This is a genomic window from Larkinella fluvii (assembly GCF_051857545.1).
GTDB lineage: Bacteria > Bacteroidota > Bacteroidia > Cytophagales > Spirosomataceae > Larkinella.
Genome location: NZ_JBPZHB010000005.1, coordinates 343,824 through 369,431 on the forward strand (window position 1 = coordinate 343,824; position 25,608 = coordinate 369,431).

General features: G+C 53.3%; 20 protein-coding genes and 1 pseudogene. 6 read left to right on the forward strand and 15 right to left on the reverse strand.

Annotated features, from left to right (window positions below):
• Positions 1-13: 13 nt before the first annotated feature.
• From ACS5NO_RS14865 to ACS5NO_RS14875, 3 genes are all read right to left on the reverse strand, one after another.
• Positions 14-1,393, reverse strand: a complete 1,380-nt coding sequence (locus ACS5NO_RS14865; RefSeq protein WP_439415888.1) for an insecticidal delta-endotoxin domain-containing protein — start codon at positions 1,391-1,393, stop codon at positions 14-16.
• 94 nt (positions 1,394-1,487) lie between these two features.
• Entirely contained in the window at positions 1,488-2,099 is a 612-nt protein-coding gene (locus tag ACS5NO_RS14870) for a YceI family protein (protein ID WP_439415889.1), read from the reverse strand.
• 123 nt (positions 2,100-2,222) lie between these two features.
• Complete coding sequence (locus ACS5NO_RS14875) at positions 2,223-6,296, reverse strand: hybrid sensor histidine kinase/response regulator transcription factor (protein WP_439415890.1); 4,074 nt, start codon at positions 6,294-6,296, stop codon at positions 2,223-2,225.
• A 233-nt stretch (positions 6,297-6,529) separates the two neighbouring features.
• Between ACS5NO_RS14875 and ACS5NO_RS14880 the strand changes: the two are divergent.
• A pseudogene (locus ACS5NO_RS14880) lies at positions 6,530-6,662 on the forward strand (transposase); the annotation flags it as partial.
• 125 nt (positions 6,663-6,787) lie between these two features.
• Here ACS5NO_RS14880 and ACS5NO_RS14885 read toward each other — a convergent pair.
• Positions 6,788-7,009 (reverse strand): Arm DNA-binding domain-containing protein, encoded by a 222-nt coding sequence (locus ACS5NO_RS14885; protein WP_439416150.1) that lies wholly within the window; start codon positions 7,007-7,009, stop codon positions 6,788-6,790.
• A gap of 433 nt (positions 7,010-7,442) precedes the next feature.
• Positions 7,443-8,315: a 3-keto-disaccharide hydrolase gene (locus ACS5NO_RS14890; protein WP_439415891.1), complete on the reverse strand. Its 873-nt coding sequence runs from the start codon at positions 8,313-8,315 to the stop codon at positions 7,443-7,445.
• Positions 8,316-8,432: 117 nt separating this feature from the next.
• Between ACS5NO_RS14890 and ACS5NO_RS14895 the strand changes: the two genes are divergently transcribed.
• The 3 genes from ACS5NO_RS14895 (at position 8,433) to ACS5NO_RS14905 (ending at position 11,760) form a co-directional block, all read left to right on the forward strand.
• A complete protein-coding gene (locus tag ACS5NO_RS14895) occupies positions 8,433-9,275 on the forward strand; it encodes a helix-turn-helix transcriptional regulator (protein ID WP_439415892.1) in 843 nt (280 codons plus the stop codon).
• Between the two features lie 241 nt (positions 9,276-9,516).
• Positions 9,517-10,719 (forward strand): parallel beta-helix domain-containing protein, encoded by a 1,203-nt coding sequence (locus ACS5NO_RS14900; protein ID WP_439415893.1) that lies wholly within the window; start codon positions 9,517-9,519, stop codon positions 10,717-10,719.
• Between the two features lie 3 nt (positions 10,720-10,722).
• Positions 10,723-11,760, forward strand: coding sequence for an SO2930 family diheme c-type cytochrome (locus ACS5NO_RS14905; protein WP_439415894.1), 1,038 nt, complete (start codon positions 10,723-10,725; stop codon positions 11,758-11,760).
• 55 nt (positions 11,761-11,815) lie between these two features.
• Here the strand turns inward: ACS5NO_RS14905 and ACS5NO_RS14910 are convergent, their stop codons facing one another.
• The 4 genes from ACS5NO_RS14910 to ACS5NO_RS14925 form a co-directional block, all read right to left on the reverse strand.
• The gene (locus ACS5NO_RS14910) at positions 11,816-13,921 is read right to left on the reverse strand and encodes an outer membrane protein assembly factor BamB family protein (RefSeq protein ID WP_439415895.1); all 2,106 of its coding nucleotides are present in this window, start codon (positions 13,919-13,921) and stop codon (positions 11,816-11,818) included.
• Positions 13,922-14,107: 186 nt separating this feature from the next.
• A complete protein-coding gene (locus ACS5NO_RS14915) occupies positions 14,108-15,040 on the reverse strand; it encodes a hypothetical protein (RefSeq protein ID WP_439415896.1) in 933 nt (310 codons plus the stop codon).
• A gap of 92 nt (positions 15,041-15,132) precedes the next feature.
• Complete coding sequence (locus ACS5NO_RS14920) at positions 15,133-15,456, reverse strand: nuclear transport factor 2 family protein (protein ID WP_439415897.1); 324 nt, start codon at positions 15,454-15,456, stop codon at positions 15,133-15,135.
• A gap of 21 nt (positions 15,457-15,477) precedes the next feature.
• Entirely contained in the window at positions 15,478-15,720 is a 243-nt protein-coding gene (locus ACS5NO_RS14925) for an SDR family NAD(P)-dependent oxidoreductase (protein WP_439415898.1), read from the reverse strand.
• Positions 15,721-15,848: 128 nt separating this feature from the next.
• Here ACS5NO_RS14925 and ACS5NO_RS14930 point away from each other — a divergent pair, with 128 nt between their 5' ends.
• The gene (locus tag ACS5NO_RS14930; protein WP_439415899.1) at positions 15,849-16,289 is read left to right on the forward strand and encodes a winged helix-turn-helix transcriptional regulator; all 441 of its coding nucleotides are present in this window, start codon (positions 15,849-15,851) and stop codon (positions 16,287-16,289) included.
• A 2-nt stretch (positions 16,290-16,291) separates the two neighbouring features.
• Positions 16,292-16,432 (forward strand): golvesin C-terminal-like domain-containing protein, encoded by a 141-nt coding sequence (locus ACS5NO_RS14935; protein WP_439415900.1) that lies wholly within the window; start codon positions 16,292-16,294, stop codon positions 16,430-16,432.
• Positions 16,433-16,748: 316 nt separating this feature from the next.
• Here ACS5NO_RS14935 and ACS5NO_RS14940 read toward each other — a convergent pair whose 3' ends face one another.
• From ACS5NO_RS14940 to ACS5NO_RS14965, 6 genes are all read right to left on the reverse strand, one after another.
• On the reverse strand, positions 16,749-17,606 hold the full coding sequence (locus ACS5NO_RS14940; RefSeq protein WP_439415901.1) for a phosphoenolpyruvate hydrolase family protein: 858 nt from the start codon (positions 17,604-17,606) through the stop codon (positions 16,749-16,751).
• Between the two features lie 15 nt (positions 17,607-17,621).
• Entirely contained in the window at positions 17,622-18,839 is a 1,218-nt protein-coding gene (locus ACS5NO_RS14945) for a Tm-1-like ATP-binding domain-containing protein (RefSeq protein ID WP_439415902.1), read from the reverse strand.
• A gap of 6 nt (positions 18,840-18,845) precedes the next feature.
• Entirely contained in the window at positions 18,846-19,694 is an 849-nt protein-coding gene (locus ACS5NO_RS14950; RefSeq protein WP_439415903.1) for a sugar phosphate isomerase/epimerase family protein, read from the reverse strand.
• A gap of 110 nt (positions 19,695-19,804) precedes the next feature.
• A complete protein-coding gene (locus ACS5NO_RS14955; protein ID WP_439415904.1) occupies positions 19,805-20,917 on the reverse strand; it encodes a Gfo/Idh/MocA family protein in 1,113 nt (370 codons plus the stop codon).
• 283 nt (positions 20,918-21,200) lie between these two features.
• Positions 21,201-21,935 (reverse strand): ThuA domain-containing protein, encoded by a 735-nt coding sequence (locus tag ACS5NO_RS14960; protein ID WP_439415905.1) that lies wholly within the window; start codon positions 21,933-21,935, stop codon positions 21,201-21,203.
• 80 nt (positions 21,936-22,015) lie between these two features.
• Complete coding sequence (locus ACS5NO_RS14965) at positions 22,016-25,606, reverse strand: PVC-type heme-binding CxxCH protein (protein ID WP_439415906.1); 3,591 nt, start codon at positions 25,604-25,606, stop codon at positions 22,016-22,018.
• Positions 25,607-25,608: the final 2 nt, after the last annotated feature.

Consider the following 25,608-nt stretch of genomic DNA (forward strand, 5'->3'; position numbering starts at 1 on the left):
CAACCGCCAACCTCTATTGGTGAAACGGCCAGGGCACAAAGCCAAACACGATGCAGTTGATACTTTTACCCGGATCCCAGTAACTGGTTCCCTGCACGTAAATGCTGGAGAGGGCATAACCAGCATACCCGATGGAAAATAGCTTGGAATCTCCAGTTGTTTTGCCCATCATCCCAGTACTTGTGCCGTCGTTAAAGATGAACTCAAGCGTGTCAGTAGCCATTTCGTTACCAGTGGCGGGGGAGTGATACGTGTTAATATTTACCTGAGTAATCGGATTGAGGGGCGAAAGGTTGAAGGTATGTGCAGTACCCCCATTGGTGTCTCCCATCCGGGGCGTTGCTGAAGCTAAGCCGGGGCCACCGTTGCCCGGATAGCCGGCCAACTGAACCGCATCAATCCGGTCGCCCGACCAGACGGTGAGCAGAGTCGGAAGCTCGGTGGCTGGGTAGGGTAACACGAGGGGAATCACCGGGTTGTTCCCAACACCTAAGATATTGCCATGTGGGTCTGAATAGATTTCGCGGGTAAATAAGCGTTTCTGGGTTCCATCCGGATTTTTGGCTCCATTGGGCCATATTGTGCAATCATAATATCGAAAGGTATCCCGGTAATCAAGAACCAGCATACTCATCGTGCGGTCAAAGGCATTCGAGGATTTAAACGGTTCGACTTGCCACATATCCACTTTCTTATTCTCAAAAGGAGCTCTGCCTGCTGCATACGTATCATCGACGTGTTGCGTAAAATCAACGATCTTCTGTTTTAAAACCCCGGTATATAAATCCATCTCGCTATCATTCATTCCCCATGATCTCCCGTATTTTACCGCATCCCGTAATATACCCAGGAACATGGTGGCGTACTGCACATACAAAGGCAGCAGAAGCAGCTCGTAGCCATTTTCCTTTTGTGTGCAGACGTCCTCGCCTGGAAGACTGATGAGATATAAAGACATCCAAAAGGTTTTGATATCAGCACCCGTTCCGACTTGTTGATTATAAGCAATGATATCCCTACGCATACCATCTAATAAGGATTGCACCTGTTTGTAAGCATTATCAGCAAGTTCTTTATCGATTAAAGCCTTCATTTGATCTTTGATCTGGTCCCACGGACTTTCTCCTGCGACTGGCCAGATGATTTCCACCAGAGCGCTAATTAATGAACCAGCTTCGGGTATCTCGCTAAGTCCTTCAGTGACAGCTGTTCTGAATATGCCATTCCAGTCAAGGTCAAGGTCTAAGACGGGCCCCACAGGGCCTTGGGGAGTGGGAAAGTTGTGGTCTTTGATGCAGCTTTGCAGGAGACTGGGCAACAAAAAGGCACTGCCAAACCCCAGCATGGAGCGTTCCAGAAAATTTCGACGATGAATAAGTTTTTGTGAAGACATGACTAACTGGATTTGATGAGTAAAAATTATATAAAGAGAAGTTGAATGAACAGGGGTTCGAAAGAGCTTCCCCGAACCCGGCTCGGGGCACGGTTTACCGATCTTGTTTGAGGGCCACCAGCTTGAACTCGACGTCCATGCCGGGTTTGATGTACTGCCCGTTCGGGGCCGTTTCATCACTGGCGTAGGTTATACCCCACTGGGTCCGGTCGATGCTGGTTTCACCGGTTACTTCCAGCCGGTTTCCCCGCAGGTTTTGCTTCACCGGAAAGCTTACCGGCCTGGATTTTCCGAGCATGGTCAGCTCACCGGTGGTCTGATACGTGCCCGGCAGTAAGGTATCCGGCGTCAGGGAAGTAAGCCGGAAGCCAATTTCAGGGTAGACGGCCATGTCAAAAAAGTCCGCACTCTGCAGGTGGTGGATAAGTTGGTTCTTCAGCTCATCGGTGGGCAGGTTGATATTAATCAGCGATCCCAGGGGCAATCGGATCTGTCCGCCGATGATCTCGCCTGTTTCAGCGCCCAACAATTCTCCTTTGATTTGGATGGTACCGTTGTTGCCACTGCCATCTTTCAGGTACCCTTTCCATTCCATGGCCGATGCCGACTCGTCGATGGTAAAACGCTGCAGGTTGTCATTCTTCTGGCAGGCCGTCAGCAGAAGCAGGCAGGCAGTAAGCAGCGATACGAATGGAGTTATTTTCATAGTACTTCAATTTGTAGTCCGGGATGCGGTTACAAAATTGAAGCCTGGGCAGAAAAGGGGCTATAAGCCACGTTGCAGATCCTATAACTGAGGTTGCAGAGCAGGAAATATCTTAAAAGTACTTTAAAAAGTACTTTTTTGGAAGTCGGAAGGTGTGACGCCGTAGAATTCCCGGAAACATTTAGTGAAATAGGCCGGGCTATCAAAACCGGCTTTGTAAGCGGATTCTGAACTGCTAAACCCTGCTTTGAGAAAGGCCGCGGCTCTGGTCAGCCGGAAATTTCTGACCACATCACTGACGGGCATACCCGCTACGGCCCGCATTTTGCGGTGCAGTTGGGAACGGCTCATGTTCATCCGTGACGCCAACTGCTCCACGCTCACCGAAGAGTCGTCAAGGTCCTGCTCAATCTCATCATAGAATTTTGTTAAAAACGGATCCAGTTCAACGCTTTTCCTGAGCTCGGCAGACGGTGAGCTGAGCTGCTTCTGGATGTGCGCGCGCAACCGGCGCTGGCGTTCCAGCAGATTGTAGACCCGCAGGTTCAGCTCCGGGACATGAAACGGCTTGGTCAAATAATCGTCGGCTCCCGTTGTCAGTCCCTGTATGCGACTTTCAAAGGCTACTTTTGCCGTCAGCAGGATTACCGGGATATGGCTGGTTTGCTCGTGGTGTTTTACTTTTTCGCAGAATTCAAACCCGTCCATCACCGGCATCATGACATCGCTGATGATCAGGTCCGGGATCGTCTCCAACGCTACCTTGAGGCCATCCGCTCCGTTGGTTGCCCGGTCGATACTGTAGTGGGCCGGTAAGCTATCGGCAATCAAATCGGCCAGCTCGGTATTGTCTTCCAGAAGCAGAATATGAATTTCCTCGTTTTCCGGGACTGGTATAGCCGACGCTGCGTTCAGCCCCGCATTCAAAAGGCTGGTATCAACCGGGGCTGCGGGGCGGTAAGGCATGAAAATGCGGAAGGTACTGCCTTTCCCCGGCTGGCTTTCCACCTCGATATGCCCCTGCTGCATCTCAATAAGCTCTCTAACGAGCGCCAGGCCTATGCCGCTACCCTTGACGGTCTGCTTTTCGTTCTCAGGTACCTGATAGTACCGCTTGAATATATCCGCAATCTGGTCGGTGGGTATGCCAATACCGGTATCCGCAACCGAGTACAGAACATACTCGCCTGCTGCCGCTACGGTCATCGTAATGGCCCCACCGGGAGCAGTAAACTTAATCGCATTACCAATCAAATTGCCCAGAACCCGTTCCAACTTGGGGCCGTCAAACCAGAAAAGACCGTGCAGTTGATTGCTGAAATTGATTTCGATGCCTTTTTTAGCCGCTTCTTCCCGAAACAATTCGAGGACATTTACCGCAAACAGGCCAGGGTCACCTGCCGACTCGTCCAGGGACAACATCTTGGCGTCGAGTTTGGAAAAGTCCAGCAATTGATTGATCAGGGCCAATAATTGTTCAGCATTTCTTTTAATGGACAGCAGTTTACCTTCGTCTTTCGTCCCGGCGTATTTCCGGATCAACGGGGTCAGGGGCGAAAGGATCAACGTGAGCGGGGTCCGGAAGTCGTGGGTGACATTGGTGAAGAAACGTTCTTTGAGTTCCACCAGGACCCGGAGCTGCTGGGCTTCCTGCTTCTTGAGTTCAGCGGCTTTGCGTTGCTCTATGCGGGCTACCTGGAGATGCATTACATACCAACTACCACTGCCGATTAGCAGGGCATAAACCACATAAGCCCACCAGGTCCGCCACCAGGGTGGACGGACGATGATGATGAGTTTCTTTATTTCTTTGCTCCAACGTCCGGCCGTATTACTGGCGTTGACCGAAAACTCATAGCTGCCGGGGGGAATTTTTGTATAGTTCGCAAAGGATATTTGCCCCGCATTTACCCAGTCATTGTCATACCCTGACAGTTGATACCGATAACGCAAATCCTGCGGTTGATTGAACTGCAGGCCTGCGAAAAAAAAAGTAACCGAGTTCTGATCGTAGTGCAGCACAAGTTCCCGGGCGGCATTAACCGGTTTTGTAAGCAACCCGCCTGCGGATGGTGTTATGGTCTCATTATTGATTTTAAGCGCCGTTAATGCAATCGCAGGTTGGTATACATCGTCTTTTATCTTATTTGGGTCAAACACGGTCCAGCCATGCGTCCCGCCAAATGCCAGGCGACCATCCGGCAACATTAATTGATGAAACCGGTTGAACTCGTCTTCCAGCAAGCCATGCCGGGTCTGAAAAACCCTAACTTTATGCGTAATAGGGCTAAAGGTGCAGAGCCCTTTGTTGGTTCCAAACCACAAGTTGCCGTAATGGTCGGCCAGCAAGGTATAGATGGTGTTGTCCGGCAGACCGGTCTCGGTGTTGAAGCTCGCTGCTTTGAGCGTTTTTTTGTTCAGACTAATCAGCCCATTACGGCTACCGATCCAAAGCAAATCGGCCCTGGACGGATCGGGCTTCAACCCCAGTAACTGATTGGTAGGCAAGCCCCCGGGCGCCTGGGTATGCTTAAGTTGCCTGATCTGACCCGTTTTACGTTCAATGAACAGTAATCCGTCCATCTCGGTTGTGATCCAGATGCGCTCGGCATCCATCGTGATGTCCTGAGGGATAATCTGGGTACCAACCTGAAGGCCGATCTTTCCGGGTGGCACCAGCCAGTCCCACGCGGCTTTGGTTTGGTTGTAAATCAACACGTTCAGGTTATACCCGATCACAACCGGTGCGCCCTCGGGGCTGATGGTCAATCCCTTGATTCCGATGCCGCTTTCAGTCGGATTGGATACCTGGGGAAGCCGGGGAAGCTTTGAAAAGGTTTTGGCCGCCGTGTCGTACCGGACAACTTGTTCCTTCAAGCCAATCCAGAGCATCCCGCTTTGATCGTAGGCCGAGCGCAGATGATAACCCGATGCAGCAAAACGCTGGTCTTTGGGCTCCCAGGCAAACAAGCCTGACAAAGACTGCTTAAATTCCTTTTGCAGGACATCGCCGGCAAACCCGTCCCTGACCGGGAACGACGGAAAAAAGGGCGTAGTGAGGTCTACCTGGGTAATTCCGTGGGCATTGGTACCCAACCAAACCAAACCTGACCGGTCTACTAAAAACGATTGGATGGGGTCCTTGTTGAGTTCGGTCTGGCCATAAACCAACCGCAGACCCGTTTGATCGTCGTACCGGTAAACAGCAGTCCCCCGCTCGAAGTACTCGCTCCCGTCGGCTCCGGTGCGTATCCAGGTTACCCCGCGATCACCTGGCGAGGCAAAGCGGATTTTCTTCGAATACTTTTTTCGGGAAACAGAAAAAAAATACAGGAACTTTCGGTCGGCCCACATGAGCTCGCCATTCTTTCGTTGGTGCAGCCCGACTGGAAACCGAACGGCATTGCGGTAATTATGAAAATCGGGCAGTTCCGGTGATCCAAACTTTTCAACCTTACCGGATTTTCTATTCAGGCTGCTAAGGCCATATCGGGTCAGTAGCCATAAACGCTCGTCGGTGCCTTCACACAGTCCCCAAAGCGTATCACTGTCAAACCCGTGGGATTTTTTGGTGTAAATTTTGGGTATTGCGCCATATCTCATCAGCCCGGTTCCATCCATGATTCGCCAGATAGTACCCCGGGAGTCGGCAAGCCAGGCGCGACGAAGAAAGGTACTACTGGTAAAATTCGTGGGTATGGGATAGTGTTTGAACTCTTCTGAAACGGGGTCCAGCCGATCAAAGATACCCGTTTCGTGCTCGATCCAGATGCCATCATGGATCCATTTAGTCGTGATGATTAAATTGGAGGCAAGTGACGAGGAGTCTTCATTGTTATGTTGAAAAACTTTGAATGTGATCCCATCATACTGGGCGAGTCCGTTTCTTGTCCCTACCCAAACAAATCCCGCTTTATCCTGTTCCAGGCCGGACACGAACGATTGTGGAAGACCTTCTATCGTGGAAATGTTTCGAGTGGTCTGCCCGGCTACCTCTGTACCAGACAAACACAGAAAAATATACACGATAATTCGAATGGCATCGTAAACCGTTTCGATAATAGCAAGGGGTTTTATTTTTTTCCAAAAGCTGTTTGATCGTTCGAAAAAAGCCTCAAAACAGGTTGCCAATGGAGTAAGTAGCTCACCAGGAACTCTTAAGCTATAAGATCTCATAGTAGAATTCCGCCTTATCACCACAGCAAATTGCCGGGACTTCCTGGAAGAAAGGCCGCCTGGTGCGCACCGTCTGGGCTAATATACTGACAAAAAATGAAAACTGTTAGACCTTTCAAGCGTTGAACATGAGGGTTGACCCGAGCCCAATCCTGGACGATGGTTATTCTGAGGACCGGACGTTCTTTACCTTGTCCCTAAAAACTGGACAGTTAACAAGTAGAGAAATTCAGGCGATTTTGATAATTTAAACAATCAGAAAATCGCTTACGAAAAAGACGAAATTCACGGAAGCACAGATTGTTTTTTGCGCTTCGTCAGGCTGACACGGGTGTATCTGTAGCGGAGGTTTGCCGGAAAATGGGCGTAAGTGAAGCCACCTACTATAAAAGGTCAAGTGAAAGCGTGCGTAACGTCAACTTTTAATGCCTGCTCTTTGGAGTCTACCTGTTCGCTCCTGAAAAACTGCTTTTCAACGTCAGGGAAATTAAAAACGGCAATCTTTTTGATTACTACATCAGCCTGTTCTCAAACTCGGCAATACGCTCCCGAATTTCACGAAGCTCCCGGCGGGTTTTGCTTTTGTCCCGGACATCAGACCATCCCGATTCAAGCAGGTCGTAGTTGATGGCGTAGTACTTATTAGCGCGCTGAAATGTAATGCGTAGCTTCAGGGGATAGGTTCCGTTCTCTTTCTGCCTGCTGGTGTCTAGAATGACGGCAACAGTGGGTATATTTAACTTATATGCGTATCAGTGTTTGCACTCAATTTGATACACTAAATTGGTAACTTTCGGTAAACAATAAAGTAAAGACTAGTAAACTATTGAGTATAAACTCCTGATTTACTGATAGTTTTAATAACTATCAGTAAATCAAAGTAGAGAGTAGTAAAGGCTTTAACCCTGATTACGGATCAGGAGGTTTGGGGCTCGAATCCCTACAAGTGCACTGAAAGTAAAAAAATCCCTCAAAACTGATTGTTTTGAGGGATTTTTCATTGCAAATGTAACTAAAGCTTACAGGTGACGATTTTAGTCTGCGTAATTGCAGTAAAAAACAGTTGAACTTCAATAACTTTATAATAGCCGATAAATGTCCTCTTCTGAGCCAGGACCGAATCAAACCCTGAATCAGGGTACCGTAATGAGCGATGCACGGCGGGTATCAGAATAAGTCCGCATATACCTTGGGCAGGGCAGTCAGTGGTTTGATGCGAATGTCACGGTAAAACACTTCAGCCGCTTCACTTTGTAGCTGGATCTTGCCCTGCCGCATGGGAACTTCCTGCCCGTCGGGGTTACTATAGCGGGAATCTTTCAGGACCATCACCACGTGGCCATTGACCAGATGAAGGCTTTTCCCCTCGAAGCAAATCAGTTCCAGTCGGGTCCATTCTCCCGGCTGACTTTCGTGATTGGCCGACCGAAGGCAGTAGTAGTCACCGCCCCCCTTGAAGGGCGCGAACGGTTGCCTGGCGTCCGCCACCCGGTTCATAATGCCTTCGGATGGAAAAGAGCGGATATCGATGACGGAATTAGCCTGGCACCAAAAATCACCCATGTGCCCCTCCATGACTTGAAACTCCTGCGAAAGCATCCACGATCGAAAATATTCCACACCCGCTTCGCCAATGGAATGATACAGGATGCCCGAATCCCGCAATTTATTTTTTCTGGGGTCATATTTTTTCTCTCCCCATTTCATTTCAAGCACCAGGTGATAGTTTTCGTAGGCCTTTCGGGTGAACAAACACCCGTAGATCTCCCCACTGATCCGCAAGACGGGGCCACCGGGTTCATTTAAGACTGAAAATACATGGGTGTCATCTCTGTTGTAGCCAATCGGTGGAATCGGCTTGCCCGATGCATCCGTTGGTATCTTTCCATTATAATCCGGCTTATGGGCATAGCTTAGATAAGTCTCCCACTGGGTCATGTTAGTGTCCAAAAGGGAAACCCATTCGTCGGACTTACTCCGAAACGAAAACGACAAAACAAACCCCAGTAAACCGGTCAGGGAGAGGATAAGGTACTTCATGGATTTCTTCATAGGGGTAGAATACAGCTTTTCCTATGACAAAACTACGACCATGTAAAGGGAACGCGTTGTAAAAATCCATTCTTTCCTGGTAGATTTATAGCTTTCCGAAGACGTATGAAACGGTACATTCTGCATACTTCCTTTAACATCTATCATTTCGAAGCCGCGAGCTGGGTTCATGCCGTACATACCCATACGTACTTCGAGATCATTTTTATACTCAAAGGCCGGGGGATTCATAACATGAATGGCAACGCGTTTCCCTATACCCAGGGCGATGTGTTTCTGCTGGGACCACAGGATTACCATGATTTTGCCATTGAGGAAATAACCGAGTTCTGCTTTATTCGCTTCAACGAATCGATCCACAAGCACTATGGGGAGGAGAAAGACAGCAACGGACAACCGATTATAAAAGCCTTACTCACCACCTCTTCTCAGAGTCGTGGATCTATTGTCCTGGACAATCAGGAGAAGAAAAAACTGCACGCGCTGTTGATGGTATTGGAAGCCGAATATGAACGGCATCAGTCACCCCACTTTGCCATCATTCGCGACAGTCTCATGCGCAGTATACTGATGATCCTGGCCCGAAACCTGTTTGATCAAACGTCGGCCAGACCCCTGCTGAGCCATTCGGTAGAGGCCATGCTCCTGTATATCCGGCAACACATTTATCAGCCAGACAAACTACGAATTGAAAACCTGGCCGAGGCCTTCCATTATGCACCGGCCTATATCAGCCTCTTTTTCAAGAAGCAGACGGGGGAATCCCTGAAACAGTATATCATCAAGCACAAAATCAAACTCATCGAAGCCCGATTACTCTATAGCCCCTTAAGCCTGGCTCAGATTGCCTATGAATTTGGTTACACTGATGAAAGCCATTTTTGTAAACAGTTCAAAAAGTATACAGGCGTTACACCCACCACTTTACGCACAGGACGTGACAAATAAGCGTTGGGAGTGGTTTTCCTGCGTTAAACTGGCTGGCTCGGAAATGTATTAATGGTATAAGAAACAAACAAGGGCTTATTCGTCCAACTCGGAGAAGCATTATCCCCATTATCAGGTAGTTGAGAGGCCTATTATGTTCCTGGAGATTTGCAAATAATTCTCCTTTGGCGTAGTTTTAAGCTCGTCCACTACATCCTGTGATTAGTGTGGATCGACATTCGCTTACGCTAAACCTTCTTTGATGAAACCGGCCTTATTGCTGCTGACTGCCTGGCTGTATGCTTCTACGCTCTGCGCCCAGTCAGACGTTCAGAAACGCTACCAGACGAAATTGATCATGGCCGATGACGGCAGCACCATCGAGCTGGATGCGGGTTCTTTCACTTTCACCAGTAGTTTATCACTCCAGGACAAAAAGCGCATCGTCATTCGCGGTCAAGGCATCGACAAAACCGTGCTCAGCTTCAAAGGCCAGACCGACGGAGCCGAGGGCCTGCGCGTGTCGAACAGTGAAAATATCGTCATCGAGAATTTGACCGTTCAGGATACCAAAGGCGATGGCATCAAAACCATGAATGTCAAAGGCATCACCTTCCGCAACGTCAAAGTCGAGTGGACGGGGCCTCCCAAGTCGACCAATGGCGGCTACGGGCTGTATCCGGTCCAGTGCGACAAGGTGTTGATTGAGGGTTGCACCGCCATCGGGGCCTCCGATGCGGGGATCTATGTGGGGCAATCGCGCGGGATTATCGTTAAAAACAGTAAGGCTTACCACAACGTAGCCGGCATCGAAATCGAAAATTCACGCGACGCCGACGTGTTCGACAACGAAGCCTACGAGAATACGGGCGGTATCCTGGTGTTCGACCTGCCCGATCTGGTCCAAAAGCAGGGCGGGAACGTGCGCGTATTCAATAATTATGTGCACGACAACAACCTGCCGAATTTTGCTCCCGAAGGCAACATCGTTGCGACGGTCTCTGCCGGAACCGGCCTGCTCATTCTGGCGGCCAACGGGGTTGAGGTGTTTAACAACCGGTTTATCCGCAACCAAAGCACGGGTACAGGCATCATTAGCTACTTGTTTACCCAACGGCCCATTACCGACAAAGCTTACTATCCCTTCCCGACGGCTATTTCCATTCACGACAACGTTTACGAGCGAAACTCCGGCCCGGCTATTGCCCGCAATGAGCTTTTTGCGTTAATTCTAAAAACAGGGTCTGAAATCCCCCATATTCTCTACGACGGTATTGCCGATCCGGCCACGCTGGACAAAAATGGGCAGCCCCTTCCCGAGCGTCGCATTTGCATTCGTAACAACAAAAATCAAAGCCTGATCGTCCTGGATGCCGGGCAGGGCTTCAAAAACATGTCCCGCGATGCCGCCCCATTTAACTGCCAATTGCCACCACTCAAGGTTCCGTCCCTCAACGCTCGCTAACCAATGCGCACGTACCTGATTGCAGCCGGGCTTCTGACCCTGTGGCTGACACTGGTCAGTTGGCAAACGGCTACGGTACCCGAAAAGCTATCGGACTACGGCTTTTTTTCCGGCGATCTTGCCCACCAGCGGCCGGCAGCCGGGGTGGTACCCTACGCGTTGAACACGCCTTTGTTCTCGGATTACGCCGAAAAACTCCGCTTCATCCAACTTCCCCCGGGTCAGTCGGTAACGTACACTGATACAGCGGTGCTCCATTTTCCGGTCGGCACCACGCTGATCAAAACCTTTTACTATCCGCATGACTTCCGCGATCCGGCTAAAGGGCGTCGGTTGCTGGAAACGCGGTTGCTGGTTCACCAGCCGGGCGGTTGGAAAGCGCTGGTCTATGTGTGGAACCCCGAGCAGACCGACGCCGTGCTGGAAGTGGCCGGCGATACCAAAACCGTTCAGTACGTGGATGCACAAGGAACCGCCCGTCAGCACGCATACGGGATTCCCAACCTGAACCAGTGCAAAGGGTGCCACAACCGCCAGGAAGTCCTGACTCCCATCGGTCCGTCGGTGCGGCAACTCAACGGTGATCTGGCGTACGCAGGGGCAGCAAAAAAAGAAAACCAACTGCTGCACTGGCACCGTACCGGGATGCTAACGGGCATGCCCCCACTGGCCGACTGCCCCAAAACGCCCGTATGGAATCAACCGGAAACCGGTTCGCTCAACGACCGGGCGCGGGCCTGGCTCGACATCAACTGCGCCCATTGCCACAACCCGCAGGGACCGGCCATGACGTCGGGATTAAACCTGAGCGTTGGGGAAACCAACCCCACGGCATTGGGAATTTTGAAAACGCCGGTTGCCGCGGGGCGCGGGTCGGGTGGTCACGCCTTCGATATCGTACCGGGCAAACCCGCGGCATCGATTCTGATCTACCGCCTGTATTCGACTGACCCCGGCGATCGGATGCCCGAACTGGGTCGAAAAACGGTGCATACCGAAAGTCTGGAACTGCTTCGGGCCTGGATCAAAGCGATGAAGTGACCAGTATAACTTTCTCATCAAACGCCAGGCAACCGCTAACTGACGACGTCGTTGTTTACGGCAACGCAAACGCCACGTACCGATCCCCCGATTTCGTTCTGAGTTTGCCACCTCCGCAGGCAATCACCACGTATTGCTTGCCATTGACGGCGTAGGTACTCGGCGACGCATACCCGGCAGCGGGCAGTTTGGCACGCCAAAGTTCACGGCCCGTTTTTCGATCGAAAGCCCGAATCAGTTCGTCACGGGAAGAAGCGATAAAGAGCAAACCGCCCGCCGTAACCGCCGGGGCACCGTAGTTGTCGGTGCCCGTCGGGGGAATGCCCTTTGCCACCAGTTCGGGGTACTCGCCCAGCGGCACTTGCCAGCGGTGTTCGCCCGTATTCAGGTCGATCGCCGTCAGCGTACCCCAGGGTGGGCGGCTCACGGGATACCCGGCCCGGTCATACCAGCGGGTAAAACCGGTGTGGTGATAAGGCGCAGTGTTCAGGCCCGCGTTGCTGGCGACGGACGTTGTTTTGCCGAACAGAAAATCCACGATGGCCTTGCGCTCAACTTCCTTCAGGTGGGTGAAGGCCGGCATCATGCCCTGCCCTTTGGCCAGAACCTGGGCCACGGAGGTCTCGTTGCGTTTTTGGGAAATGCTGGTCAGGGCCGGATAGCTACCGTCGTGACTGCCTTCACGGTTTTGGCCATGGCAGGCGGCACAGTGGGTTTGGTAGAGTTGGCTACCAGTACGGTTAACGGTTCCGGCTGACACCGTACCGGTTTTGGTCGGAACCAGTGCCATGGTGACCGGAATTTGCTTGGCGGGAACGTACATGATGCCGGCTTCGTCCACTGCGGCCCCGCCCCACTGTGCGCCACCGTCGGTGCCGGGGAAAAACACGGTCCGGTTGGGACTCAGCGGCAGCGGAATAAACTCCTTCCCCGATTGCCAGCGCCGGAGCTGGGCCAGCACCGTGTCGCGGTCGGTGACAAAGTCATTGATGTCGCTTTCCGAAAACGATTGCCGGGTAAAGGGGGCGGGTTTGAGGGGAATCGGCTGGGTGGGCCAGGCTTTTTCCCCCGGAACGGTAGAAGCAGGCATGGGTCGTTCTTCAATCGGGAACAGCGGTTTTCCCGTGACCCGGTCGAAGACAAACAGAAACCCCTGTTTGGATAAAACCGAAACCGCATCCACCTTTTTGCCTTCATGAACGACGGTGAACAGATTGGGCGGAGCCGGAATATCACGGTCCCAGATGTCGTGGTGGATCGTCTGAAAATGCCAGCGTCGCTTGCCCGTGGCCGCGTCGAGGGCGACAAGGCTATTGCCAAACAGGTTCTGGCCGGGCCGGGTACTGCCGTATAAATCGAAGGCCGCCGTTCCCGTGGGTACATAGACGATGCCGCGCTGGCGGTCGATGGCCATGCCCATCCAGTTGTTGGCACCACCAAAGTTGAGATGGCCGTCTTTCGGCCAGGTGTCGGCCCCGTACTCGCCGGGGTGTGGAATGGTGTGGAACGTCCAGACAAGCCGCCCCGTGTGCAGGTCGTAGGCGCGCACATCACCGGGCAGGGCCGGGGCGATCTCCGACACCCGGTGTCCCATGATGAGCAGGTTTTTATAGATCACGCCCGGCGTATTGCTCACCACGTACTCGTCGGCGCCGGGGCGGTCAAGCCCTTCTTTCAAGCTGATTTTTCCGCCTTTCCCAAAACTGGCCACCGGTTTTCCCGTTCGGGCGTCGAGGGCGTAGAGCAACGAGCCGTAGGCGAAGAAAATCCGGGCCTCCCGCCCATCGGTCCAGTAGGTCACTCCCCGGCTATTCATGGCGAAAGTATCGTCGGTGAAGGCGGTTTTCCAAATCTCCCTGCCCGTGGCCGCATCGAGCGCAAAGGCCTGCGACCCGGCCGAAACACCGTACAGCACCCCGCCGACGATGAGCGGATTGCACTGGATCTGGGTATTGTTTTTGAGCGTATCGACTCCGCCCGACGCATATTCCCAGGCGACCTTCAAGCCCCCGACGTTGCCGGGATGTAGCTGCGTGAGGGGCGAAAAATGGTTACGATCGGGCCCGCCATTGTATTCGGGCCAGTCAGTGGTGGCGGTTTTTTCGGTCAGGCTGAGCAGACCAGCCATCAGGAGTAAGGCGGGGTAGGTGAAACGTTTCATGGGCAGGGTTCAAGGAAGAACAAATAAACACAAAAGGACCGAAAATTGCGGTAACCGTCCGGCTTATGTGGCTCAGGGTCACCAAAATTCTGTATTTGTCCACGAGACCCCATGGTCTGGATAAGGCAAGTTTGCAACTATTAGCACAAGCCGCTTACGGCTACTGTGGCAAACAAGAATGTAAGATCATTTTTCGTAGAATTGTGTTAGCTGGTCCAACCGCTGTTTAACAAGCGCGTTCTTCATGGGCTCGAATCGGGCCAGCTCAACGCCGTCTCTGGTAACGACCACATAAAACGGTTGATGCAATCTGGTGGTGAGGTGATAGATGGTTGCCAGTTCAGCGATGTCCTCAGACCAGGCCGCCATCGCATACAACGAAGCATAAGGCGTCTGCGCGAGCTTTCGGAAAACTTCCGGTGCCAGGCTGATCGGCACGGCTTTGCCGCTTCGGAAACGGGTTTGTTCCAGCAGCGAATCGATGTAGGGATCGACGGGCACGTTCATCGTGCGCCAAATACCTTTGGTGAACGCTGTCGGTTCAACAACGGACTGTTTTTCGGGCGCGTGCGGGGTGACCCCCATCACCACGTCGACGATGTGGGTAGCCTCGTGCAGCAGCACGTAAATGATGGCATCCAGCTTACCGCCTTCGATGCGTAGTTTGTAGGCAGCATCATCTGCCGGTTTGAAGCAGGTATTTTCTTTCCACGATGCCCATTCTGAAATGGTCTCGTCCAGTAAACCCGCCCGAAAGGTAATGTTGAACAGCTTCGGCACGCCAGCGGAATCAACCGGAGATGTCAATGCCGTGTTCGGCATGTTATCCATAAAGCTGATGCTGTGCAGATGCTGTTTCAAAATCCGCTGATGCAACGGTGGCAACAGCGCGAACGCATTCTTCACCTTGTCTTTCTGGGCAGGCGTCAGGCCATGATCGACGGGCTTCATGCCGGCTTCGCGAAACATCTTGAAAACACTTTCAGGTGCAATTCGTATTCGCTGAGACGGGTCATTTCTGTAGGTGACGTCCGACTTTTGCGCTTTGGTAAATGCGGTGAAAAACAGCATGACCAATGCCGACATTACCCATCTCAATCCCGATTTTTCGATTATCATTGGTAGAATACTTTTAAGGTTTCGCAGGAGGTTCCGTCACAAAAGTATGCGTTTTCTCGCAGCAAAGCCGGCGAAAGGAAGGTTTTGAAAGCTTACCCCTTAATCCTCAAAGAGCGGATGAATGAACCAGCAAGGTCAAGGTGATAGTGCATCACGGCAGGACTTCCATCAAAGGTGCCCGTAACTTCTACGGTGAGATCGGCCACGGTGCCGGTTTGATTGTAATCGAGCGGTTGTAACTGCATTTGATACTTCTGCGTTGCCTGCTGTATCCACTGTTTAATTTCGGTTCGGCCCACATAAGACGACCCCTCATCGGAAACGGTGGCTTCTTCGGTGAAGTGCGCAGCAAATGCCGCGCTGTCCAAATCGTTTTGTGCCTTGATAAGGCTTTCAATAGTGCCGGGAAGTTTCATAAAATTTTAGGCTTGTGTTGATTAAGCGAGTTTCGTTTCAAGAACGGTTTGATAAACGACTTTCTGCGTCCCTGCGGACTTACTTAGATCTGCCGCGATAAAAAAGGTGCCGTTGTTTTCAATTTCCGGTTTGTTTCTTGCCGTAATGATCACCGTTGCACCCGCTTTCATCAGGCGATCGGCAATCGCTTTACCGGTGCCTTTGCTGCCGCCGGTTACCAGCGCAATTTTGCCCGCCAGTTCATTTTCAAAAGTAAAGTCCATTGACCTGCTGATTTGTTTAGGGCAAATTTCGGGCGTAGGACACGGGCTGACAAGTACGGATTTACGATTCAGATAGGGATAAATTTATCCCTATTGAACCGCCCAATGCCTATGATTACCTTTGCAGGATGTACGAAAGAAAGACATTGCCCGACCTGAACTGCGGGCTCGACCTGACCGGCGAAGTACTTTACGGGAAATGGAAGATGCGGCTTTTGTGGTTTATCAACGAAGGATTTAAACGTCCCAGCGAGTTGCAGCGAAAAATTCCGGGGGCGTCCCGGCGCGTGCTGAATGTGCAGTTGAAGGAGTTGGAAGGTCACGAGCTGGTGGGAAAGGTGATTTATCCGGTTGTCCCCCCCAAAGTGGAATATTATCTGACCGATTTTGGTCAATCCCTGATTCCGGTCATCGGCGCAATCGGGCAGTGGGGTGATGCGCATGACCAGCGTTTGCGGACGCTCATTCTGAAAGAAGTTTCAAACACGGGTTCTACAAATGGGGAAAAGATCGTTGAACAGGACGGCCATTTCACAGACAATCCAGATAGAGCAACCACAGGCAGATAGTCGTGACGATCCGTCATGCCGATGGAAAACAGCCCCTAACGATTAACCAGCGGGCCAAGGGCGGGCAGTGGATACTTCTGAGGAAATTCCGGTTTGAGAAAGGCTACAAAGAGTCAATTTGCGGTTTGCCGGGGTATACCTGATGAAAGATGAGAGATGAAAGTAAACTTATTCACTTGCCAATAAATACCTAAAAATCAAAGGTTTTCACTTGTCCCTACGAGTACCCCAAATCCTCTCTCAAAACCCAAAAAAAAGCCCGCAATCTGCGGGCTCCTGCCATTTTCCACTTCCAACAACGTTCTCACTGCCAGACAAACCTCCCGGTATTTTTCAGGGTACACCTCAGATTATCCGGAATACAATTCTACCAAGCTCCTTTCGCGCATTCTGACAGCTTTTTAACAGACATTCTGTTCATTCGGATGGTTTGCCGGAAAGCCAGCAACGCCCCGGTCATCAGCGGGCGAGCGATTTGAATTTTCGGGTCAGTTCCGTCAGGGATTCTTCCACGCCCATCCGCTCCAGCGACGAAGCGCCCACAAAACCCTGCACATTCGTCCGCTCCAGCACCAGACGAACATCGTCCGGGGTGTTGATGGGGCCACCATGCGCCAGGAAAAAGATGTCAGAACGGACTTCTTTTGCGGCATCGATGATTTGCTGCGTCCGCTCCACGGCTTCATCCATGGAACAACTGGCATCCGTCACCCCGATGGAGCCGCCAACGGTGGTGCCAACGTGGGCGATAATCGCATCGGCACCCGCTTCGGCCATATGCCGGGCATCGTCGGGGGTGGCGACATAGACGATGGAAAACAAGTCCATTTTGCTCGCCAGCCGCACCATCTCGACTTCTTTCTGAAACCCCATCCCGGTTTCTTCCAGCACCCGCCGGAAGTGGCCGTCTACAATGCAGTGGGTCGGAAAATTGTTGATGCCGGAAAAGCCCATGTCCTTCACTTTCAGCAGGTGGTGCCACATCCGTCGGCGGGGGTCGGAGCCGTGCACCCCGCAAATCACCGGAATTTCTTCGACCACGGGCAAAACTTCAAACTCACCGATTTCCATAGCCACGGCGTTGGCATCGCCGTAGGCCATCAAACCGGCCGTAGAACCGTGCCCCGCCATGCGAAACCGCCCGGAATTGTAAATGATAATCAGATCGGCACCCCCTTTCTCGATGAATTTGGCACTGATACCCGTTCCGGCACCCGCGGCAATAATGGCTTTCTGGCTGTCCAGCGTAGCCTGCAAACGCGCTCTGACTTCAGCTCTCGTATAGGGGTTTCCTTTTCCCGTCCATTGGTTCGGCATACGATATATCTTGGTTTATTTTGGTTGTACTAATTCCAGTAAATGGGCGACCAGCACGTCGGCAAACGCCGGGTCGTTGATGTGCGCGGGCGACTCGATTAATCGCACCGCTTCGGATACATTCGTTTTGATAGCCGAAAACAGGACACGGTTTACCTCGGGTTGATAAAAAACGTGTCCGGGCGCATCGATCTGCGAAATGCCGTTCAGCGGCAAAACCACCGTGACGCCCGCCTTCGACTGATTCACTTTCCGGGCCAACAACCGGCCCAGTTGCTCGTTTTCGGCGGCATCGGTTCGCAGCAGCGTTACATTCGGAGCCCAACTATAGAGTTGGCGGTGCCGGTAATGCGCCGGAACCGTGTCCGGCTGGCTGAAATTAACCATATCCAGGCAGCCCGGTGCCACCACCTGGGGCAGGTTCATCCGGGCAGCCGCCGTTAGACGGTCCGGCCCGGCACTGCACATTCCTCCACATAAGTCATCGGCCAGTTCGGTGGTCGTTACGTCCAGAACAGCATCAAAATGACCTTCCTCGATCAGACTTTCCATGGTGCGCCCTCCCGTGCCGTTGGCGTGAAAAGCGACCACTTCATACCCGCGTTTTTCCAGCCGTTCGGTGCAGTAATTCACGCAGTCCGTGGTGTTTCCAAACATGCTGATGGCAATGCGGCCCACCGGTTTGTGGCGTAGGGCCGGAACCACCGCCCCCATCGCACAAATGGCCGCTGCGGCCTGTTCGATGAGCGGGGATAACATGCCATTCAGACCGGCCACGTCGACGACCGATGCCATTAGCGTGATGTCTTTCGTACCAACTTGCCGGGTCAAATCCTTGGCGGCCATGGTCGACAGGCAGAGTTTGGGAACGCCGAACGGAATGGGCTGCATGGCCGAGAGCGACACGAATGTGCCGCCACCACCGCCCATACCGATGGCCCCTTTCACCCATCCCAACTGAACCAGCCGCGCCACGATGGTGGCCGCTCCCAGCCCCATGACCTCGATGGCCCGACCCCGGTCCCGGCTCGTTCGCAGATCCGCCAATGACTGGTTTGCGGCTTCGGCAACGGCTTCGGAATCGTAATCAATCGGGAAATCGACGGCGGTTTCCATGACGCCGGAGTTGATGGTAATGACGGATTCACCCCGCGCCAGAATGCAAGTCCGCAAAAAGGCAAAGGCCGGGCCTTTCGTGTCAAAACACCCAATAACGACGATAGATGGTTGCATACATCCCTAAAAGAGCGATTTGTAGAAATCTAACCCTTCGCGGGCTAATTCATCAGGACTGGCGGCCAGGGGTCGCCAGATGGACGCGGCTTTGGCGAGTTCGGCGGAAGGCGCACCGAAGGTTTCAATGACGACGGCCCCCTCATAGCCAATGTCCGTTAAGGCGGCTTTGATGCCGGGCCAGTCCACATTGCCGGTGCCGGGGGTGCCACGGTCACTTTCGTTGCCCTGCACATGGCACAGCAGGTCTTTCCCGACGGCCCGGATGGCAGCCGGAATGCTTTTTTCCTCAATGTTATTGTGAAACGTATCGAGCGAGATGTTGAGAAACGGGTGGCCTAGTTCGCGCACCAGCGACAGCGCCTGTTCAGCGGTGTTCACCATGTCGGTCTCGAAGCGGTTCAACGGCTCCAGCCCAAGGATAACACCACACGTCTGAGCGACCCCGGCGGCTTCGTGCAGGTTTTCGAGGCACCAGGCCCGCTCCGCTTGTTTGCGTTCGGCCGAAACCAGGCGGGTTTTCCCCACGGCGGAATAAACCGGCCCCGTGAAAATCGGACTTTCCATCGTTTCCGCCAGGCGCAGGCAGTCTACGATGTAGGTAAGACCCATTTTGCGAATGGCGGCATCATCGCTGGAGATGTCACGGTTTGGCCCGAATGCCCCGCTCAGGGTCATTTTCAGACCCGTTTCGCGGGCCAGTTGTTTGAGCCGGACCCAGTCGATCAGGTCTTTGTCCTCAACAGCCACTTCAATTATATCGTAGCCCATATCGGCCACTTTATAGAGCAGGTCGAACGAGGAGGTCGTGAACGGGGAAACCCAGACGAAAGTGCTAACGCCAAATTGAATCATGTTGTCGGGATATAGGGATTGAAAACCGTCCGGCAGCCAGACCGATCAAGCTAAAAAGTCAGGCAAAAAGCAACGCCTTCGCCCAACTTTTTAGAGTACTTAGGATTGATTTAATACGCTGGAATGGTGACACGAACTCCTCCGTTCATGGCCGACTCGTGGGCGCAGATCCCCGCGAGAGTGTAGTTGGCGGCCAATTCGGCATCGACCGCCGAATCGCGACCTTCGACGATAGCGGCCAGAAACTCCTGTACCAAATGCGGGTGCGATCCCCCATGCCCTGCGCCCTGCAGGAACGAAACGTGGTTGGGGTCGTCGATTTTTTCGCGCTTGGTGAAGTGCTTGATGGGGTCGATCAGTAATTCGTCCGTGTCGGGTACGTTGATGCGCCGGGCATTCTCCCCTCCGTCGAAAATGACGTGTTCCTCATCCTGCAACTGTTCCCATTCAAACGACATTTTGGTGCCGTACACATCGTAGCTTTCCCGGTATTGCCGCACGACGTCGAACAGCGATCGCGTAGCCTCGGCCACAACATCGGAGTCTTTCAGCGTAAATGTGGCCGTTTCAACGGCAAAGGGCGAACCGTATCGACTGGCCAGGTCCTCGCTCAATCGCCCGGAACCGTGACAGACGACGGTTTCGGCGGTAGTGTTGTTGATGCGCAGCAGGGGCGAGATGGCGTGCGTACCATTGAGCATCGGCGGATAGCCTTTCCAGTATTCGCCCCAGCCTTCCATGCTCATATCCTGAATGTGTGACCCCCGAACGAACTGAATGCGACCGAGTTGGCCCGTTTCAGCCAGGTTCAGGCCATACAGGAATTCGCGCGTGTAGAGGGCGGTTTCCATCATCATATATACTTTGCCGCTCCGCCGTTTGGCTTCCACAATGGCCTTGCAGTCTTCTTTGGTCATTGCCATCGGAATGGTGCAGGCCGTGTGTTTGTTGGCATTGAGCGACGCCAGCGTCATCCGGGCGTGATCGGGAACGGGCGTAACAACGTGGATAGCGTCGACATCGGCGCGGCCGGGTATATCCTCAAAATGCTCGAAACAGAGGTCAGGGTCGAGGTTGTATTTGGTTCTCAAATCATCGAGGGTCTGGCGATTGCGGGTACAGATGCCCACCTTGCCGATATTGGGGTGTTGCAGGTAAATGGGAATAAACTCCTTGCCGAAACCCATACCCACGATGACAACGGTAATTTTCTGGTCACTCATAACGACTTTGATTGATTGATTATACGAACTTTATTAAAATCAGTTTACAAGCTGTTTGAGTTAACCGGGGAGAGCCCTGGAAGGGCGGTCTGTCAATACCATCAGTTAGTGGTAGCTCCAGAGGAGCGGTCTAAAAACATCTTCAGGCCGCTCCTCTGGAGCTACCACTAACTGATGGATGCTATTGACAGGACAGGCCTCCGGCCTTAGTTCAAACAGCTTCTTAGAGTTCAATAGTTACACGATTACGACCAACTAAAAACCATAAACGCTAAACCATAGGCTATTTGCGGGCCGCCCAGGCAACCGAATTCCGCAGGAGTGTCTGATACACCGGCAGGTTGTGCGACTCGGCATCGTGGCCCAATGCTAAACCGACAATGCGTGCCTTGGGGTGATTGACGACAAAAACGGAGGGATAAATCACATCGGACGTGGCGACGCTCGAACTGGCCAGCACCGAAATACCCGGCCCGGCCGGATCCGGAATAAAAAAGTAGCGCTCATCCTTCAGGTTGAATTTGGGTTCAACGCCCTTCGTAACGGGGTGTTGCGGGTCGGTCACGGTCACGTCGAAAGGGCCGTACTTATCATGTTTGCGCGTGCCGCCACTGACCAGGTTCTGGTTGTATTCCGGCCAGTCCTTCCAGTTGTACCATAGGGCCGCGTGGGCAAGCAGCAGGCCTTTGCCCGCGTTGGCGTGGTCCATAATGGCCTGACGAACCGCCGGGTTGGTGATGGGCCGGTTGTTGCTCAGATACAGCACATCGGCCTGGGGCAAAAAGGTCAGCATGGAATCGGGATCGCCCACGTAGTTGACCGTTGCGAAACCGTCGCGGCTCAACGTCTGACCATCCACGTTGCGGTACCACATCCCGAAATTATGAGATGTTCCTCCACCCACCACCAGCACCCGAATGGATTTGCCGGCTTTGGCGGTTTTGGGTGAACCGACCTTGCATTGCGTCAGCGACAGGCTTATCCCCAGTAGCAACAAAAGAAAAGAAAATGGTTTCATGGTGTTTTATTGATAAATTGAGTGACTCCTCAAGCGGTTCTGCCGGGTCGTTTCGTGGCCCCTGACGGCTTTTCTCCCGCTTAGCGGCTATTGGTTTCAGGCTCTTTTTCGACCCGCATCACTCCCCGCATGATGCTCCAGTGGCCGGGAAAGGTACAGATAAAGGGATAATCACCGGGTTTGGCTGGAGCGGTAAATTCGAGGGTGTACGACTCGCCCGGGTTGACCAGAATACTGGATGCCACCACCTCCGGCAGTTGCGGAACGTAGTGTTTCTCCACACTTTTGGGGTCCTGCGCCATCTTGTCGGCGGCTTTCCCCACCTTCTCGGCGGTGCCGGGTTTGCAGATCACCAGGTTGTGTTGCATAATGTCGGGGTTTTCGAGCGTCAGCACCACGGGTTGCCCGGCGCGAACCGTAAACTGTTTTGTGTCGTATTTCATCTGCTCTTCCACCACCTTGATGGTCAAAACCGTCGCCTTGTCGGAAATGGTTTTCTTCGGAGTAGCCGGGCGGGCTTCACCGGTTGGTTTGCGAACTTCAAGGGTGGCGTTCTGCACATTGCCCATAAAATCAAAGGAGGATTTTGTGTCGTAGGCACCGGCGTAGGCCCCCATCGAGCTTTCATCGACAAAGTCGCGCTGTACCCGAATACTACCCGTCAGCGGTTTGGTAAATAGTGAGGGAGCCTTGCCCCTGGCGGCTTCCTGCCCGTTGACGAACAACAGCATTTCGCCGTCGTTCACCAACCGGCCTTCAAATTCAAAATTGTCGGGCAGCGGTTCCGTGGTGCTGGTCGCATACACCTGCCCGTTTTGCTTCACCACCATCGTCAGGCGACGGTCTTTCACGTACAGCCCGTAACCGCCCTCCTGACCACCCTGTCCGACAATAAAGCCCTCCATCGGGCGGTTTCCTTTAGCCGCCGATCCTTTCAGAATAATCTCCTTGCCCGTCACATCGGGGGGCAGGGTGATGACCGCCCGTCGTTGCAGCGTGTACACCTCTTTGTTGATGCCCGCCAGCAACCGGCCGACCAGGGCGTTCTCTGCGCCTTTGGAGTTAGCCCTGGCCGCTTCGGTCAGAAAACCGTCGCGGTGAACAGCCGCTGCGGCAAACAAGGCGCGGCCAATCCACTCATCGCTATCGTTTTCGGGACGGAGAGCAGCCCGGTAAAGAGCGGCTCCAACGGTTTCGGAAGGAGGCAACGGCACCAGCGCCAGCATGGCCGCCAGCCTGACATTCAGGCTGGCGTCGTCCAGCAAACCCACTTTCTGGAGAATCTCCAGGGTTTGGGCCGTGGCAGGCAGCACCTCGACGGCGGCTTTACGCACACCGGCGGCCTGGTGGGTCAGGGCTTTGGAAACGGCCTGAATCGCTTCGGCGTTCGAACCCGTCAAGACGCCTAAACCGTGCAGCGTCCACAGGGCGTGAACGGCGGGGCTGTTCAGGCCGATTTCGTCTACTGCGGGATTGGCGATGATTTTATAGAGTTCCGGAAGCAGGCTGGTGTTTTTCGACTCCACAATCAGCCGCTGCCCGTTCATCCGCCAGAACATATTGTCACTTTTGAGGGCCGCAATCAGGCCAGCCGGTTCATTTTTCGACAAGGTGATGGGCTGGTACGGTTTTGCCTTTTTGTAAACGATGCGGTAAACGCGCCCAAAATTGATGTCACGAAGCGGGCTGTCGAAGGCGTTACCCTGCCCGCGCGGCTGCTCCTTGAACGGCAGTACCATCTCCGACGGTGCCTGCCGCTCCACAAAGACGTTGTGCTGAATAATGAAGTTATACCAGTCGGCTACCCACAACGCCCCATCGGGGCCAACCTCGGCGTGAACGGGCCCAACCCACTCGTCCGAGCTGGCCAGCATATTCCAACCATCGTGTTCGGCAAAACCGGCTCCTTTCGGCTCGATGATGGCGTTGTGAATCAGCCGAACGGTCGGTTCACACACAAACGCCACCCGGTTCCAATAGGATTTCGGAAAACTGCGGGCGGTGTAGAAATGGTGCCCGGCGGCCGAGGTAAAGCCCCCCACCACATCCACCTGCCGCAGATTCGGCGTCAGGGTGTGCGAATCGTAATGCCCGTCAATTTTTTGGACGGACAGCACCGATGAGCCGGGCAGGTTGCGCTGCATGTAACGGGCGGGCATCGAATAGAACGCGCTGTGGGTGTTGTTGGCAGTAGAAATAAACACGTTATTATCCTCTGTAAGCCCCAGCCCCCAGGTATTGTTGCTCGTATTGGCCAGAAAGTCAAAACCGGTTCCGTCGGGATTGACGTTATAGACGCCGGTTCTGAAATTCAGGTTTTTGCCATCACGGGTCGTGCCGGAAAAACCGGAGCCCACCACGCCCCAAATCTTGTTGTTGAAGCCGTATTGCAGGTTCGAGGGGCCAAAATGCGTGTCATTTTTGTCCCACCCGGTCATGATGTTCTCCCGCACATCCGCTTTGTCGTCGCCGTCGGTATCTTTCAGAAAAACGAAGTGCGGAGCCATCGAAACCACCACCCCACCGTTCGCAAACACCATGCTCGTGGGAATATTCAGCTTGTCGGCAAATACGGTAAACTTGTCGGCCCGCCCGTCGCCATTGGTATCTTCGCAAATTTTGATCCGGTCGTTGGCGGCTCCGTCGGTTTCCAGAAAGGTATTCGGGTAATCGACCGACTCCACAATCCAGAGCCGCCCGCGTTCGTCCCACGCCATGGCAATGGGATTCGTAATGTCGGGTTCGGCGGCAAACAACTGAATGTCGAAATCGGCCGGAACCTGCATCAGTTTTTTGGACTCGTCGGGCTTCAGCGCCACCTGCATGGCCGGAACGCGGTGCCGTTTGGTGTAGTCCGCAATGGCAATGTTGGCCGACTCATAGATGTCCACCTTTGGAATGGCCAGTTTCGCAATCTGCTTGGTTACCGGCTCCCCAAGGGCCCACAACACGCCCCGATTGACGAGTTCGCGAAAACCGGGATTGGTCCAGGTGCTGTCGTTATGGCCATAAGCGGTATAAAAAACCCGCCCTTTTCCCTGCTTCCGGACCCAGGTGTATGGCTCCTGCCGGTCTCCCTCCTGCCGGGTTGTCAGCACGGTCATGTCGGGGTTAAGCCGCTGGTGTACATAGGTTTCGTCCCACGAGGTGGTAAATGGCACCAACCCCTGCACAACCGGGTGGTTTTTGGCCACGATGGTTGTCGCTATCGCCCCCGATTTGTGCGACTTGAACTGTCCGCCGATGGTGTTGATGTACCAATCCGAATTTTTGAAACAGCCTGAGGCCGAATGCAGGGGAATGAGTCCTTTCCCCCCTTCCACAAACGCCTTCAAAGCCGCTTCCTGCGCGGGCGGCAGGCTATCGTGGTTGGCATAGATCACCAGCCCGTCGTATTTGGCCAGGTTTTCGGTGTTGAGGTCGTTGACATTAACCGTATAGGTCAGATTGACGCCTTTTTTGAAAAGGGAAATGGCGAGCCAGGGCGCATATTTTCCCGAATCGTGGTGTTTGCTCCGATGGCCCAGAAACAGCACTTCGCCCCGGCGAGCGGTTTTTTCCGCGGTGGAACGATTCTGCCCCGCCCCTGCTGTTTGTCCGGACTGGGCAGTTCTCGTGCAGCCCTGATGCAGCACGAAGGCCAGCATCAGGATAAAAATTGATACTTTCATAG

Coding starts and splice junctions, on each gene's coding strand:
- ACS5NO_RS14865 (WP_439415888.1), bottom strand. CDS start 1,393: ATGTCTTCACAAAAACTTATTCATCGTCGAAATTTTCTGGAACGCTCC.
- ACS5NO_RS14870 (WP_439415889.1), bottom strand. CDS start 2,099: ATGAAAATAACTCCATTCGTATCGCTGCTTACTGCCTGCCTGCTTCTG.
- ACS5NO_RS14890 (WP_439415891.1), bottom strand. CDS start 8,315: ATGAAGTACCTTATCCTCTCCCTGACCGGTTTACTGGGGTTTGTTTTG.
- ACS5NO_RS14895 (WP_439415892.1), top strand. CDS start 8,433: ATGAAACGGTACATTCTGCATACTTCCTTTAACATCTATCATTTCGAA.
- ACS5NO_RS14900 (WP_439415893.1), top strand. CDS start 9,517: ATGAAACCGGCCTTATTGCTGCTGACTGCCTGGCTGTATGCTTCTACG.
- ACS5NO_RS14905 (WP_439415894.1), top strand. CDS start 10,723: ATGCGCACGTACCTGATTGCAGCCGGGCTTCTGACCCTGTGGCTGACA.
- ACS5NO_RS14910 (WP_439415895.1), bottom strand. CDS start 13,921: ATGAAACGTTTCACCTACCCCGCCTTACTCCTGATGGCTGGTCTGCTC.
- ACS5NO_RS14915 (WP_439415896.1), bottom strand. CDS start 15,040: ATGATAATCGAAAAATCGGGATTGAGATGGGTAATGTCGGCATTGGTC.
- ACS5NO_RS14920 (WP_439415897.1), bottom strand. CDS start 15,456: ATGAAACTTCCCGGCACTATTGAAAGCCTTATCAAGGCACAAAACGAT.
- ACS5NO_RS14925 (WP_439415898.1), bottom strand. CDS start 15,720: ATGGACTTTACTTTTGAAAATGAACTGGCGGGCAAAATTGCGCTGGTA.
- ACS5NO_RS14930 (WP_439415899.1), top strand. CDS start 15,849: ATGTACGAAAGAAAGACATTGCCCGACCTGAACTGCGGGCTCGACCTG.
- ACS5NO_RS14940 (WP_439415901.1), bottom strand. CDS start 17,606: ATGCCGAACCAATGGACGGGAAAAGGAAACCCCTATACGAGAGCTGAA.
- ACS5NO_RS14945 (WP_439415902.1), bottom strand. CDS start 18,839: ATGCAACCATCTATCGTCGTTATTGGGTGTTTTGACACGAAAGGCCCG.
- ACS5NO_RS14950 (WP_439415903.1), bottom strand. CDS start 19,694: ATGATTCAATTTGGCGTTAGCACTTTCGTCTGGGTTTCCCCGTTCACG.
- ACS5NO_RS14955 (WP_439415904.1), bottom strand. CDS start 20,917: ATGAGTGACCAGAAAATTACCGTTGTCATCGTGGGTATGGGTTTCGGC.
- ACS5NO_RS14960 (WP_439415905.1), bottom strand. CDS start 21,935: ATGAAACCATTTTCTTTTCTTTTGTTGCTACTGGGGATAAGCCTGTCG.
- ACS5NO_RS14965 (WP_439415906.1), bottom strand. CDS start 25,606: ATGAAAGTATCAATTTTTATCCTGATGCTGGCCTTCGTGCTGCATCAG.